This window comes from Aestuariivivens sediminicola, from assembly GCF_022662015.1.
In the GTDB taxonomy this organism is placed as follows: Bacteria; Bacteroidota; Bacteroidia; order Flavobacteriales; family Flavobacteriaceae; genus Aestuariivivens; species Aestuariivivens sediminicola.
Genome location: NZ_JAKMCM010000006.1, coordinates 171650 through 185330 on the forward strand (window position 1 = coordinate 171650; position 13681 = coordinate 185330).

The following is a 13681-nucleotide window of genomic DNA, read 5'->3' on the forward strand; positions in this document are numbered from 1 at the left end:
TATGAAAAAACTAGCATTACACTGGAAGATTATTATAGGAATGGTTCTTGGCATCCTGTTCGGATTCATCATGAATTCTGTTGATGGCGGCAAGGGATTTGTATCTGATTGGATCGCACCATTTGGAACCATCTTTATCAACCTCTTAAAACTCATTGCAGTGCCCTTGATTTTGGCTTCTTTAATTAAGGGGATATCTGATTTAAAGGACATTTCTAAGATAAAGTCCATGGGATTGCGCACCATTTCCATTTATATATCAACGACAGTGGTGGCCATCATTATCGGATTGAGTATTGTTAATGTGATCCAACCCGGTAAAGGAATGCCCCAGGACACGATAGAAAAAATTAAATTGAAATACGAAAACGATGCCGGAGTTACCGATAAATTAATGGAGGCAACAGCCCAGAAAGATGCGGGTCCGCTGCGGGCATTGGTCGATATTTTTCCCAGTAATATTTTTAAAGCCTTTGCTGAGGCTTCCATGCTGCAGGTGATCTTCTTCGCTTTGTTTGTAGGTATCTGTCTCTTGCTCATTGGTGAGAAAAAAGCAAAACCCTTAATTAATTTTTTCGATTCACTCAACGAGGTGGTTATGAAAATGGTAGATTTGATCATGCTCTTTGCGCCCTATGCCGTTTTCGCGCTGTTGGCTAATGTGATCATTGCCTTCGACGACACTGAAATACTGGTAAAGCTTCTATTTTATTCCTTGTGTGTTGTTGGAGGACTCATTGTAATGATTCTTTTTTATCTGACCCTCGTGGGGGTATTTGCCAAAAAATCACCCTTGTGGTTCTTAAAAGAAATAAGTCCTGCCCAGCTCCTGGCTTTTTCTACCAGCAGCAGTGCGGCTACTTTACCCGTTACCATGGAGCGCGTTGAAGAACATTTAGGCGTAGACAAGGAAGTTTCAGGTTTTGTCTTGCCTGTTGGTGCCACGGTAAATATGGACGGAACGAGCCTGTACCAGGGCATTGCGGCCGTATTTATCATGCAGGTTATTTGGCCTGAGGGATTGACGTTTACCAATCAGTTGGTCATTATTTTAACAGCCTTATTGGCATCAATCGGCAGTGCTGCTGTGCCAAGCGCAGGAATGGTCATGCTTGTAATTGTTTTGGAATCAATAGGATTTCCGGGAGAATTACTGCCTATTGGATTAGCACTTATTTTTGCGGTAGACCGGCCTTTGGATATGTGCAGAACGGTAGTCAATGTTACCGGAGATGCCACCGTATCCATGCTGGTAGCCAAATCTTTGGATAAGATTCATGATCCTAAACCTAAAGAATGGGATGACCATTATGATGAAGTCAAATAAAATTTTTATTTTTAATTAAAACCATTAAAACAACATGAACGTTTGTTTTATCATGTATCCCTGGGATCAGATTGATCCGGAAAACGATTCCACACTGGCCTTGATCAAGGAGTGTGCAAAGAGAGGCCATGGTTTAGCCATGTGTACCCCTGCCAATTTAACCATACGCAATAGCGTTACCAACGCTTTTTGTACGGTTCTTAATCGTATGGAAAAAGTACCGTCCAGCCTCAGGGCCTTCTATAAAAAAGCCGATTTAAGAGAGGAAATGTTGCCTTTGGCCGGCTTCGATGCCATTTTCTTTAGGGCAAATCCACCCCTGGATCCTATCATGTTGAATTTCTTAGACTCTGTAAAGGATGATGTGTTTATCATCAATTCATTGGAAGGCATGCGTGAGGCCAATAACAAGCTGTATACCGCAGCCTTTGGTGATGCCCACAGCAATATAATTCCAGCGACTCATGTGTCTAAAAACAAACGATACCTCATTAGGCAGATCAAGGAATCCAAAGCCGATAAAATGATTTTGAAGCCTTTGAACGGTTATGGGGGTTCGGGCGTTATTTTAATCGAAAAATCGGCCATGAGTAACATCAATTCCTTGTTAGACTTCTACATTACCAATAGCGATGGCTCATCCAATTACGTTATTTTGCAGGATTATATAGAAGGGGCGGACCAGGGGGATATTCGAATCTTACTGCTGAACGGGGAACCTATTGGTGCCATGAAACGGGTGCCCGGAAGTGATGATCATCGCTCAAATGTCTCTGCGGGGGGCAGTGTACAAAAACATAATTTAACGAAAACGGAAAAGGCACTTTGCAAGCAGATAGGCCCTAAACTGGTGAATGATGGTCTTTATTTTGTGGGTATCGATGTTATTGGTGGCAAGCTTGTTGAGGTCAATGTCATGTCCCCTGGTGGTATCACCTACATGAACAAAGTGTATAAGCCCAAGGTTAAAATTGAAGAAAAGGTTATCGATTTCCTTGAAAGTAAGGTTTTGGATAAGTTACAGGCTTTTGACAGGCGTGCGCGATTGAGAAAAACCGTTGAAGATGCATAGCACAAGGGCCCTTAAAAAAGCATTGATGATAGTTTTGATGTGTTTGATAGGGTTACAATTGCATGGCCAGAACAGCACCGTTGAACAATGGTATCAGGTCATTTCAAAATTGCGGAATGATGTGAACCATAATTTTTTAAAAACTTTAAGACCGGCAATGGCAGATTTTGAGATGCTCTTTTTAAATAAGGATTACGCTGATAAGGCCATGACGTATGCCAATACGAAATGGGATGGTATCGATAAGGTCCCGGATCATAGTATGAAACCACCGCATGACACTGATAAAGTACGCTTATTAATGGCGACAAAGCAGGACTTATTGGCTTCGATAACCCATGGTTTACCTGAAGATTACAGCACACTTGGGAAATACTTAAAAGACGATGTCGTGGTTTATGGACTACAATATGTTGATGATAATGGTGAGGAACAAAAAACAAGAGCCGCTTTTTTTTATGTCAATGATCGATGGATCATCATACCTCAAACATTCAAAGCCTTTCAATAAGCCATGTCAGATTTAGAAATAAAACATCCTGTTGTCTCTGTTCACTGGCTTCATGAAAATTTGAATGCCGAGAATATAATCATTCTTGACGGTACCATTGATAAAGGGTCCAGTACCATCGCGGACCAGCTTCCACAGAGCAGATATTTCGACATTAAGCATAAATTCAGCAATACATCCGATCCCTTTCCCAATGCCTTTCCTTCCGAGGCACAATTTCAAACAGAAGCTCGAAACCTGGGTATTAACATCGATAGTGTCATTGTGGTATATGATGATAAAGGCATCTATTCGAGTGCCAGGGTGTGGTGGATGTTTAAGGCTTTTGGCCATACCAAAGTCGCGGTACTCAACGGAGGGTTCCCGGCCTGGGTAAAGGCCGGTTATCCGGTTGAACCCATGAGACCCTACAGCGGTCCAAAAGGTAATTTTAAGGCGCAGTTTCGACCCGACACCATGGTGTTCTTTGATGCTATGAAAACCATTTCTGCCGACCGAACCGCCAGGATTTTAGATGCCCGATCGGCGGCACGTTTTAATGCTGAGGTAGCCGAACCTCGAAAGGGATTGCGGAGCGGGCATATTCCAAATGCCGTCAGCTTACCCTATACAGCACTCATGGATGAGGAGCTGTTAATGGATAAAGAAGCATTGGAAAAGAGGTTTAATACTATCGCTGATAAGGATGACAAACTTGTGTTTTCCTGTGGTTCCGGTATTACGGCCTGTATCCTGGCCTTGGGAGCCGAAATTTCAGGCTATAAAAACTGTGCCGTTTATGATGGTTCATGGACCGAATGGGGCACATTAGTAGAAGCATAATTATGGAAAAATTATCTGTAAACGAGATTATTTATAAAATAAGACAGCAGCATATCTTTGAAGCGGTGTCTTCGGATTATTCATTTCGGATTAAAATTGCAGATTATGTACCCTATGTTTGTGGCGCAGTACATGATGGCCATCAGTTTAGAAAGGAGCTTTGGGATTCGTGTCTGCATACCGCATATGAGCGCTGGTATGAAGAGGATCCTGAAACCAGGACGATGGTTCAATCACATCCTATAGTTATTGCGGGATGCGACTCCAGGTTCGAATATGATTTGAACAGGGTTCCGGAAGAGGCCGTTTTTGTTACAGCCTGGGGTAAACCGTTGTGGAAAGAGCCACTCCCTGAGGTGATGGTTCAAAAGAGCCTCGAAAAGCACGCCAATTTCTATAAGGTGGTCTTTGCCCTCATACAGACTGTTGAATCCCGGTTTGGGTTCTGTACGGTTTACGATATGCACAGTTATAACTGGAAACGTTGGGACAGGGAAGTGCCGACCTGGAATTTAGGCACAAGCAATATTGATAACAAGCGGTTTGGCATGGTGGTGGAGCAATGGCGTCAAAGTCTTTCTCAAGTCCAGTTCCCCAGAGGTATAAAATCGACCTCAAAAATTAATGACACCTTTCAGGGCAATGGGTATTTTTTAAGATTCATTACTCAGAATTTCAAAAATACCTTAGTTTTGGCAACCGAAATAGCTAAAGTGTATTGCGATGAGTACGATCAGATCATTTATCCGGAAGTGGTTAAGGCCGTTGAAACGCAATTGGCGGAACGTATTGAAAAGCATGCTATTGAAACATTCGAGACCTTTAAAAGATAGATAAAATGAAGATGGACCGGCAGGTATCAACAGAAATTCTCCTAGACATCGATAACGCTATCGATGCTTTAGTTAAGCAAATTGAACTGCTCAGTTATGTTAATCCCATAAATATAGAGGAGGAAAAGGAGCGATTCTTTTCATCGAAATATGTAAAGCCTCCGGTTTTTGAATATCCCGAAATAAATTTCGATCGGTTTAGATTACATAGGGAGTTATTTACGCAACCCCTGGAACTGATCGAGGACGAACAGATTAAAAACCTTTATGAGGAGATCATTTACGCCTATTCGGGCCTCATACAATGTATTGAGACCATAGGCACTGAAAAAAAATTCTATTATAATTGCCTGCACTGTTTTGGTACGCCCACGGAAACAGATGTCGAAAATGCCAAATTCATTCTGCATTTTGAAGACGAAGATGATCAGGACCCTATTTTTAAACCTAAATATTCGGCTCAGCAGGCCGAATCGTTTTTCAGATCCTTTTCGCAACGGTACGACTTTAGTTATGCCATAAAACATTCCAGTCAGATCTCGGCCATTGCCATGGTGTTGAACAACGTTAAAACCCTGGTTTTAAATACCAATTATACGTTTTCTGATAACGAAATTGCCGTCCTGACCAACCATGAGATAGGGGTACATATGGTGACAACAATGAATGGTATGTTACATCCTTTGAAAATATTTTCACATGGTTTTCCCAATTATGAGGAAACGCAGGAAGGCTTGGCGGTTTTTGCAGAATACATGAGTAATAACCTGACCATACGACGATTGAAAGAATTGGCCTACCGCGTTATTGCAGTGGATAGTCTGGCCAAGGGGTACTCCTTCTCCAGGACCTTCAGGTTATTGCACAATCAGTATGATCTGGACCGTGAAAATGCCTATTATATTACGGTTCGTGCCCATCGGGGTGGCGGGTTTACCAAAGATTATTTGTACTTAACCGGATTGAAAAAGGTGTATGACTATTATCACGAGGGCAAGGATTTAAGTCTTCTGTTAACCGGTAAAGTGACCATGGAGTATCTTGATGTAATCGAAGTCCTGATTGACAAGGGTCTTGCTGTTCCTGCCAGGCATATTACAGATGCCTATGCCGAAAATAACAATACCAACAGGACCGTAGATTTTATTTTAAAGAGTCTCAAATAACAGGCACCTTAGCCCTTTAGAGGACCTTTGCAGGATTAGGCTGTATTACCCCTGTTTTCTCTGCCATATATGGATTTCATATCCGGACGTTCGGTACAGTAATAATGGACCCATATATAGATGTGGCTAAATAGTGCTATTGCTATGGCCGCTTCCGATTTTAAAAGGATACCGGGGACCCATAGGATCAGAAAACCGAAGAGGTACATGCCGTTAGAGGTGAATTTAAAAATGCCTTTTCTTACGAATCCCATGGTTTTGTATTCGTCCGGGTAGAAATGGTCTATTCCAAACGCCCTGTTGATTCCAAAATAGGTCTTTACCGAATAAAAGAGATAAAGGGAGGGAATCAGTAGGATGACCGCGATCGTATAAGCTAAATAAGAGGCCATACGTATGGTGCCCTGATTCGAAACGGCCAATAAAATAAGTGTGACCGGGCGAAGAAGAATAAGCATTGCAAATCCGATTTTATAAAGGGTAAATCCTCGTTTTCCAAACCTTGTAGAAATGCCTTTTTGGTAAAGTTCAATTCTCCAACACAGCATGACATAGACCTGATGGAGTACAGGTATAATTACCGTTAGGAGCATCCATTCTGTTGTACTCAACCCCCAAAGGCTGCCCGAAGTCATGCCGACATGGGTCTGTGCATACCAATACAGCAAACAAAGTAATATGAGCAATGCAATAAAGTGCCAGCCCTGGTGATTAAACGTTTTTTTTAAATTAAGAAATGGCATGACAGGGTTATGAAATGGCTTTTATAAATTCAATTAAAGAAGAGTCATATGTCAATTGTTTTGGAGGTTTACCGGATGCTATGCATATCCTAACCTAACACCTTACTATTCGTCAAGTTCAACGCGGTATGGAAAGCCTTGAAACTGTTCGGCATTCGGTGCAGAGACATCACTATCCCTTGGCCAGCATTCGAAAGTGACCGCTTTCTCGTCTTTATGAAATCGTATGAGACCATAGCCTGCTCCCTGAGATGGATTATCCGGATTGACATAGGCATGCATGGTTATTTTATTATTAAAACCATCAAGGTATCTTCCATTCCAAGGCAATAAACCATTAGAATTGGGGCCTGCTTTTTCATCTTCCGGCCACCACCATCTGCTGTAATAATTGTTCACGATGGCCGGGACAACAAAGGCCCATGGGCCATCTTCAAAAGCATCAATGCCATGTTTAATGACGGTTGCCAAATGCTGATCTCCCGCAATGTGAACGGCATTAGCCTTTTTAATGGCCGTCAGTGCTCTGTTCCTTCCGGACTGTGGCCAACCGTTAGAATCCATATCGGCATGCAGTCGATTGTCCATACTACCATGTATATGAGCCCCTCCGCAGAAACCTGTTTGCGATAGAACGACTTTAAGATGATCCGTGTCCTTCTGTCCCCAGGTATCCAAAAAGTCGAGTTGCCTTTTCCCAAGTAATTCAAGTCCTTCCAGATCGACACTGGCAGGGTCATAGTTTGGATCCCTGATATGGTCCGGCCTCGGTCCGATCTGCGGTATTTTGCCTTTCGGGCCCGATTTAAATTTTCTATCTTCTATAATGGCAAAATCAACACCACCTACGATAAGGTTGGTATAGTATACCCCTATGCCTTGTTTAATTGGAGCAGGATCAAAAGGATCCGGTAAATGACTGGTTTGGCAACGCTCCACCATCTTCACATATTCAGGGTGATAAAAATAGCCGCCATCATCTCCGGCAGGTGTCGATGCCTTCTTACCGTATTCTCCCCAGAGGTTGCCCTGACCAATATCATGATCATCAGGGATGGTAATACATGGGCGATTTCTAAACACCTCTCTAAACTGCATCCCGAATTTTAACCATGCCGCTGTATGTTCAGAGTGGTCATAGGACTGATCGCCTGCAAAAAACACAATATCCGGATCCTGGTAGTTGATGTTTTTAACGTATTGGTCTCTGTCGCCTCGATCCTTATTACTGTTACAGGACAGCGCGGCTAACACAATATCTTTTTTGTCCTTCGGATCCTTTCTAATCAGACCTTCATATGTGGCATTACTGCCATGTCGCAATCTGTAGGGTGTGTCCTCCCGGGCACTCCAATTTTCCACACGAAATGTCGCAGACCAACCCAGGTCATTGACCTTCTCCGTCATGATGTCCTGCCACCTGTCGTCTTTTTTAATTTCTAAATGAACCGCTCTCGATTCATCGGGATACAATGGAAAAAGTTGTGCTGTGAGCTTCAGTGTGTTGTTGTGCACTGTATATATACCAAATGCAATGACCTCCTCTCGATTGACTTTAACATCGATTATGGGGTTGGGTTTGCGGTTCCACCAGTCATTCGTCGCAATGGTGTCAATATCTTGAAAGGGAGCAAGGTGAGGCGGTTTTAATTGGTCATTGCTTTTGTTTGAGGCGGATCTGTTACAACTGCTGCATACAGACAACATAAGGATTGTAAATAGGAGGTGGGTTGCAGTTTTCATAATGTTAGTTTTCATATGGATTATTGCAGAATTAACCGTATGACGGTCATATCAAAAGTAAACAAATAAATTAATAGAAATTGACGACACCTTAGTTAAAAATGAATACCACTAAAGAATGTCTTAATTGGGTTTTTGTTGAGATAAAAATCTAGCAATTTGATCTCAATTTAAGCATTTTTTAATGTGCTCACGGGTTTCCATCCCTCGTTTCATGCCTGGTCTATAAGCCCAAAATTTCATGGGTATGGAATGGAAAAAACATAAGCATAAAATGGCGAAAACACAGGCATGGAATTTTATTTTTCCCGCATCTTTTTTAAGCCCTGTAAACACTGGTGTTCCCAAACGTATTTTCGGTTTATACACCAAATTAAGTGTAATAGAATGCTATAGCTGTGCACTTCAGGAGTGCTATAAAGATCCTCTTTTTTTTAGTAAACAGGTCTTATTAAAGGTTAATTCATGTCATTCCTGCCTTTCGACTATGGCCCAGGATAAACTACGGCAGGAATCCATTATAGATAGATTTTAATTCTTAGTAATGTTCTTTTTCCCATTGCCACAAAAAGAACCAAACCTGCCTACCTGGCGGATGGCAGGCAGGAAAGTCTAGTCCTTATGGCTTCGGCGGTCAATATGGTTTTATGTTCATTTTTTTGCTTGTCCAAAAAAATGAACCAAAAAAAGGACACCAATAGTAGGAATTTCACCTGCGGTGAACCAAGCTCAAAACTTGGCGTCGCTTCACTCCTGAATCTCCAAGCTTTTGAGCTTATATTTTTACTATTGGATAAGAGCAATACAGATTTGAATTATCTTGTCATTCCTGCCTTTCGACTATGGCTCAGGATAAACTAGGGCAGGAATCCATTATAGATAGATTTTAATTCTTAGTAATGTTCTTTTTCCCATTGCCACAAAAAGAACCAAACCTGCCTACCTGGCGGATGGCAGGCAGGAAAGTCTAGTCCTTATGGCTTCGGCGGTCAATATGGTTTTATGTTCATTTTTTTGCTTGTCCAAAAAAATGAACCAAAAAAAGGACACCAATAGTAGGAATTTCACCTGCGGTGAACCAAGCTCAAAACTTGGCGTCGCTTCACTCCTGAATCTCCAAGCTTTTGAGCTTATATTCTTACTATTGGATAAGAGCAATACAGATTTGAATTATCTTGTCATTCCTGCCTTTCGACTATGGCTCAGGATAAACTACGGCAGGAATCCATTATAGATAGATTTTAATTCTTAGTAATGTTCTTTTTCCCATTGCCACAAAAAGAACCAAAAAGGTCTAGTCCTTATGGCTTCGGCGGTCAATTCTAATTTTAAAGGCTAAAATCCATGAATTCCTCCCGATGGTCGTCAAACAATATGGATTTTTACGCCTTTTTCAATTGATTGACACTCGCCTGCCAGCTATTAGGGACTTTAATTACTTCAGATATTAATATATCCGGCTCCTCCCTTAAGACTAAGGGAGGTGGCCCCTCCCGAATACTAGGGATCGGGGGGACGGAGGGTTCTGATTATTTAATTCAAAATTCTTTTTTATTTCTACTTGTGGATTCCTGCCTACCTGATCGACTGGCAGGCGGGCGCAGGAATGACAAAAGAAATTCGAATTTGTAATTGCTTAAGAAGTATGCAGTAATTCAATTATTCGGCAATATAAACTGCCCCGAATCCCCAATCGAAGTCATTTGGTATTACTTAGATTATATTTGACAACGATCTGTCATTCCTGCGAAGGCAGGAATCCATTATAGATAGATTTTAATTCTTAGTAATGTTCTTTTTCCCATTGCCGCAAAAAGAACCAAAAAGGTCTAGTCCTTATGGCTTCGGCGGTCAATTCTAATTTTAAAGGCTAAAATCCATGAACTCCTCCCGATGGTCGTCAAACAACATGGATTTTTTACGCCTTTTGCAATTGATTGACACTCGCCTGCCAGCTATTAGGGACTTTAATTACTTCAGATATTAATATATCCGGCTCCTCACTTAAGACTAAGGGAGGTGGCCCCTCCCGAATACTCGGGATCGGGGGGACGGAGGGTTCTGATTATTTAATTCAAAATTCTTTTTTATTTCTACTTGTGGATTCCTGCCTACCTGATCGACTGGCAGGCGGGCGCAGGAATGACAGATAAATGCGTAATTAATAATACGCTTATTCAACCAACTAAGCTCTAAGATCTATAGACTACTGACTAAAAACTAAAGCATAATGCGATAGCTTGTCATTCACTCAATTCAATTGGGTTGATTCCGCCTCAATCCAGGAATCTGGCTTTCAATTCTACTGTTGGAACCATGCAAGAGGCTTGTTTCCCAAACCATTTATACCGATTTCTGGCCACGTAATCGTATACCCAATTACGGATGACTACCGGTATGATAAAGAAAACAACCGAAAGGCTGACAGGTAACCTTAATCGTGAAGCGATTTTCAAAGCACCCGTACTTTTAAATGCCAGGCCTTCTCCCGGTGTATATAATATTATGGAATCTGTTTTTGAAGTATCGATATCATAATGCCTGATAAGCTTTTGTCCAGCCTCACCCTGCAAAGGAGCAAACATGAAGTGCTCATTTTTATCATGTCGAATGACATATTGCACTGCGCCATTGCAGAGGTTACACACCCCATCGAAAAGGATGAGTTGCTTGTGGTTCGGTATAGGTACTGTCATCTTTTAGTTTCCACGAGTTCCAGCTGTTCCAGACTGACCTTGGTGATAAAAACACCATAGTTTACAACCGCTTTGTTCTTTTCAATTTTGTCGATGCTGCCAACTGCACGCCCATCTTCCATACGCACACGATCCCCAACTTTCAGGATGGGTTTTGGCTTTGGGATAGCTATGGCCTTTTTCCTGGCCTCTTTTTTCTGTTTTCGAATATGGTTTACTTTCTTTTCAACCTCCTGTTTCACCTGCTGCTCCTTGGCTTTGACTAATTTCTTTTGTTTGGGTGTAATTTTTTGGCGTTTTGAATTCTCTATCTGCACCAGTTTAAACAATTCGGCCATCAAATCACGTTTACGCTTGTTTTCAACATATTTTTCAGCCAGATCCTTTACTTTTTGTCCAAGGTAAATAAGACGCTGGTTGCTGTCGTATAACTCCTGATAGCTTTCCAGTTTTTTTTGGATCTTGGCGTTTATTTCTTCAAGTCGGTCCGCCTCCTCACTCGTTTTTCTCTCATTTTGACGCAAAGACTGTCCTGTCTTTTCCAATCGCGATCGTTCTTTCTGCAATTTGGCGATGGTAGCATCAAATCGAATCTTACTGCGCTCTATCTTCTTTTTGGCACGGTTGATCAGACTGTAGGGGATGCCATTCTTCTGAGCAACTTCGAAGGTAAAAGAACTTCCCGCCTGACCCACGGCGAGTTTAAACATAGGCTCTAAGGTATGCTCGTTGAACAACATGTTCGCATTAACCATATGCGGCAATTCCGTCGCTAAGATCTTAAGATTCGAATAATGGGTCGTTATTATGCCAAAAGCCTTTCTATGATAGAATTCCTCTAAAAATGTTTCCGCCAGTGCCCCACCCAATTCCGGATCACTTCCTGTTCCGAACTCATCAATTAAAAACAGGGTATTGGCATTGCATTTCTTTAAGAAATAGTTCATCTGTTTTAAACGATAGCTATAGGTACTTAAATGATTTTCAATGGATTGGTTGTCTCCGATGTCACTCAGAATTCTGTCGAACAGGCAGACCTCACTGCGTTCATGAACCGGAATCAGCAATCCACTTTGCAGCATGACCTGAAGCAAACCTATGGTCTTAAGCGTGATACTTTTGCCCCCTGCATTCGGACCCGATATCACAATTATTCGGCTATCGTCTTTAAGCCTTATGGTTTGTGGAAAGGTTGGAATGTCCTTTTCCAAATTATTCAGATAGAGCAGGGGATGATAGGCATCGCGCAAATAGAGGCTCCGGTTCTCGGAAAGAGCGGGCAGTATGGCATTGAGGGACCTCGCGTATTTGGCTTTTGCCGAAATGACATCCATGCTTATTAAGAAGGATTGATAGTCCTGAAGTAATGGTAAATAGGGACGTATAGCATTGGTAACCTCCTTTAAAATCCTGATAATTTCCTCTTTCTCTTCATGCTCGAGGTTACTCAACTCACGGGAATGCTGTATGGTGGTTTCGGGTTCAATGTAAACAATGCTCCCGGTTTTACTACTTCCCATAACCTGACCGTTTACCTTGCGTCTGTACATCGCTTTTACCGCCAACACCCGATGGTTATCCACTACGGATTCCCGGATATCGTCCAAATAATCCAACTTCTGATAGGTGTGCATTGCTGTTGCAAAACTTTGATTAATCCTGCCTTTCACTTTATTTATGGCCTTCCTGATGTCGTAAAGTAAGACGGATGCATTGTCCTTTACATCGCCGAACCGATCAATAATGCCATCCACCTTTTCAATGAGCACTTTCGTCACTTCGATCTCCGAAGCCGACCTATGTAATTTGGGGTAGTATTCATTGAATTTCTGTAAGAATTGGATAATGGTATTGACCGTAAGGGATATGGCTGCTATTTTTTGTAATCCATGAACATCCAAAAAAGTGTTTTCTATCATTAAAAGTTTTAGCTCTTTGCTGATGGCCTCGAATCCATGGTTTGGAATGCGATTGTCATTCTGAAAAGACGACAGGTATTCATTGGTCTGTTCCAGAGCAAGTTTCAGTTCATCCTCAGACCGATACGGCATAATCTGAAGCGCATGCTGGTGACCTAAACCGGTGACGCAATAGTCACTCAGCTGTTCAAGCACAGTTGGAAATTCCAGATCTTGTAATGTCTTTTGATGAATCCCGTTCATATGTTTTTCTTAGGCCTGTGTTTACATCTCTTGATGATTTGAATAAGGTTTTTTTGTAGTGATTGAACCAACACTAACAGATTAACCTTTATGGCACATCCACAACCGATGTAAAGTTAAAAATTTACGGGTTTTAACCCATCCAACTTTAAATTATAATCATACTGCAGATCTTCGTGAAGTGATTTTACTATCTTTCGTACAAGGGCTATTTGGCGTTGGTACATATTGATTAACTGTTGACTTCGATGTATACTGGGCTTAAAATCTCGTAGAAGCGTACAAAAATAAAGTAGCAGCTCTACTTCAGTTTCTTTGTTTTGTGAATATCGAATATACTTTTTAACGTTCCGTAGAATTTTACGCATACTTTTTCGAATGTAAAAAAAGCTCGCCCTGTTTATCTGATCAAATTCATGGTCCATATACATCTTAACGCTTTGGATATAGCCTTCCTCGTTGGCGGATTCAAATAAAAGATAGGATAGGAGTTCTTTATTTTCCTTTTTGAATCGCGATAACCTGAGACACAGTTCCTGAAGTTCAGGTTGGGAAAGCATGTTTAACTCTTTTTTGATCTCTTTAAGTGGAACTGCTTTCATTAAA

Annotated in this window: 11 protein-coding genes; 6 read left to right on the top strand and 5 right to left on the bottom strand. The window is 41.5% G+C overall.

Annotated elements, in window-relative coordinates; all coding sequences use genetic code 11:
- Position 1 precedes the first annotated feature (1 nt).
- Genes MR041_RS13585 through MR041_RS13610 form a run of 6 tightly spaced genes read left to right on the top strand, consistent with a single transcriptional unit; the run spans position 2 to position 5731 of the window.
- Positions 2-1327, top strand: a complete 1326-nt coding sequence (locus MR041_RS13585; RefSeq protein WP_242094793.1) for a dicarboxylate/amino acid:cation symporter — start codon at positions 2-4, stop codon at positions 1325-1327.
- Between the two features lie 34 nt (positions 1328-1361).
- Positions 1362-2399: a glutathione synthase gene (gene gshB, locus MR041_RS13590; RefSeq protein ID WP_242094794.1), complete on the top strand. Its 1038-nt coding sequence runs from the start codon at positions 1362-1364 to the stop codon at positions 2397-2399.
- Positions 2392-2910, top strand: coding sequence for a hypothetical protein (locus tag MR041_RS13595; protein ID WP_242094795.1), 519 nt, complete (start codon positions 2392-2394; stop codon positions 2908-2910). The genes gshB and MR041_RS13595 overlap by 8 nt, the downstream gene beginning before the upstream one ends.
- Before the next feature lie 3 nt (positions 2911-2913).
- Complete coding sequence (locus tag MR041_RS13600; protein WP_242094796.1) at positions 2914-3732, top strand: sulfurtransferase; 819 nt, start codon at positions 2914-2916, stop codon at positions 3730-3732.
- A gap of 2 nt (positions 3733-3734) precedes the next feature.
- On the top strand, positions 3735-4565 hold the full coding sequence (locus MR041_RS13605) for an N-formylglutamate amidohydrolase (protein ID WP_242094797.1): 831 nt from the start codon (positions 3735-3737) through the stop codon (positions 4563-4565).
- 5 nt (positions 4566-4570) lie between these two features.
- Entirely contained in the window at positions 4571-5731 is a 1161-nt protein-coding gene (locus MR041_RS13610; RefSeq protein WP_394800486.1) for a peptidase MATCAP family protein, read from the top strand.
- A gap of 35 nt (positions 5732-5766) precedes the next feature.
- Here MR041_RS13610 and MR041_RS13615 read toward each other — a convergent pair whose 3' ends face one another.
- The 5 genes from MR041_RS13615 to MR041_RS13635 all read right to left on the bottom strand — a co-directional run bounded on the left by MR041_RS13615 (position 5767) and on the right by MR041_RS13635 (position 13677).
- Positions 5767-6474 carry a phosphatidylethanolamine N-methyltransferase family protein gene (locus MR041_RS13615; protein ID WP_242094798.1) on the bottom strand — a complete coding sequence of 236 codons (708 nt, stop codon included), beginning with the start codon at positions 6472-6474 and terminating at the stop codon, positions 5767-5769.
- A 105-nt stretch (positions 6475-6579) separates the two neighbouring features.
- Positions 6580-8217 (bottom strand): alkaline phosphatase D family protein, encoded by a 1638-nt coding sequence (locus MR041_RS13620; RefSeq protein WP_242094799.1) that lies wholly within the window; start codon positions 8215-8217, stop codon positions 6580-6582.
- A gap of 2276 nt (positions 8218-10493) precedes the next feature.
- Positions 10494-10913: a thiol-disulfide oxidoreductase DCC family protein gene (locus MR041_RS13625; RefSeq protein ID WP_242094800.1), complete on the bottom strand. Its 420-nt coding sequence runs from the start codon at positions 10911-10913 to the stop codon at positions 10494-10496.
- Positions 10910-13075 (bottom strand): endonuclease MutS2, encoded by a 2166-nt coding sequence (locus tag MR041_RS13630; RefSeq protein WP_242094801.1) that lies wholly within the window; start codon positions 13073-13075, stop codon positions 10910-10912. The genes MR041_RS13625 and MR041_RS13630 overlap by 4 nt, the downstream gene beginning before the upstream one ends.
- Before the next feature lie 116 nt (positions 13076-13191).
- Complete coding sequence (locus tag MR041_RS13635; RefSeq protein ID WP_242094802.1) at positions 13192-13677, bottom strand: hypothetical protein; 486 nt, start codon at positions 13675-13677, stop codon at positions 13192-13194.
- Between the last annotated feature and the right edge of the window lie 4 nt (positions 13678-13681).

What these genes read in the sequence shown, in the direction of transcription:
- MR041_RS13585 (WP_242094793.1), top strand. Translation starts at nt 2, where the DNA reads ATGAAAAAACTAGCATTACACTGGAAGATTATTATAGGAATGGTTCTT.
- MR041_RS13635 (WP_242094802.1), bottom strand. Translation starts at nt 13,677, where the DNA reads ATGAAAGCAGTTCCACTTAAAGAGATCAAAAAAGAGTTAAACATGCTT.
- gshB (WP_242094794.1), top strand. Translation starts at nt 1,362, where the DNA reads ATGAACGTTTGTTTTATCATGTATCCCTGGGATCAGATTGATCCGGAA.
- MR041_RS13630 (WP_242094801.1), bottom strand. Translation starts at nt 13,075, where the DNA reads ATGAACGGGATTCATCAAAAGACATTACAAGATCTGGAATTTCCAACT.
- MR041_RS13620 (WP_242094799.1), bottom strand. Translation starts at nt 8,217, where the DNA reads ATGAAAACTGCAACCCACCTCCTATTTACAATCCTTATGTTGTCTGTA.
- MR041_RS13595 (WP_242094795.1), top strand. Translation starts at nt 2,392, where the DNA reads ATGCATAGCACAAGGGCCCTTAAAAAAGCATTGATGATAGTTTTGATG.
- MR041_RS13605 (WP_242094797.1), top strand. Translation starts at nt 3,735, where the DNA reads ATGGAAAAATTATCTGTAAACGAGATTATTTATAAAATAAGACAGCAG.
- MR041_RS13600 (WP_242094796.1), top strand. Translation starts at nt 2,914, where the DNA reads ATGTCAGATTTAGAAATAAAACATCCTGTTGTCTCTGTTCACTGGCTT.
- MR041_RS13615 (WP_242094798.1), bottom strand. Translation starts at nt 6,474, where the DNA reads ATGCCATTTCTTAATTTAAAAAAAACGTTTAATCACCAGGGCTGGCAC.
- MR041_RS13625 (WP_242094800.1), bottom strand. Translation starts at nt 10,913, where the DNA reads ATGACAGTACCTATACCGAACCACAAGCAACTCATCCTTTTCGATGGG.
- MR041_RS13610 (WP_394800486.1), top strand. Translation starts at nt 4,571, where the DNA reads ATGAAGATGGACCGGCAGGTATCAACAGAAATTCTCCTAGACATCGAT.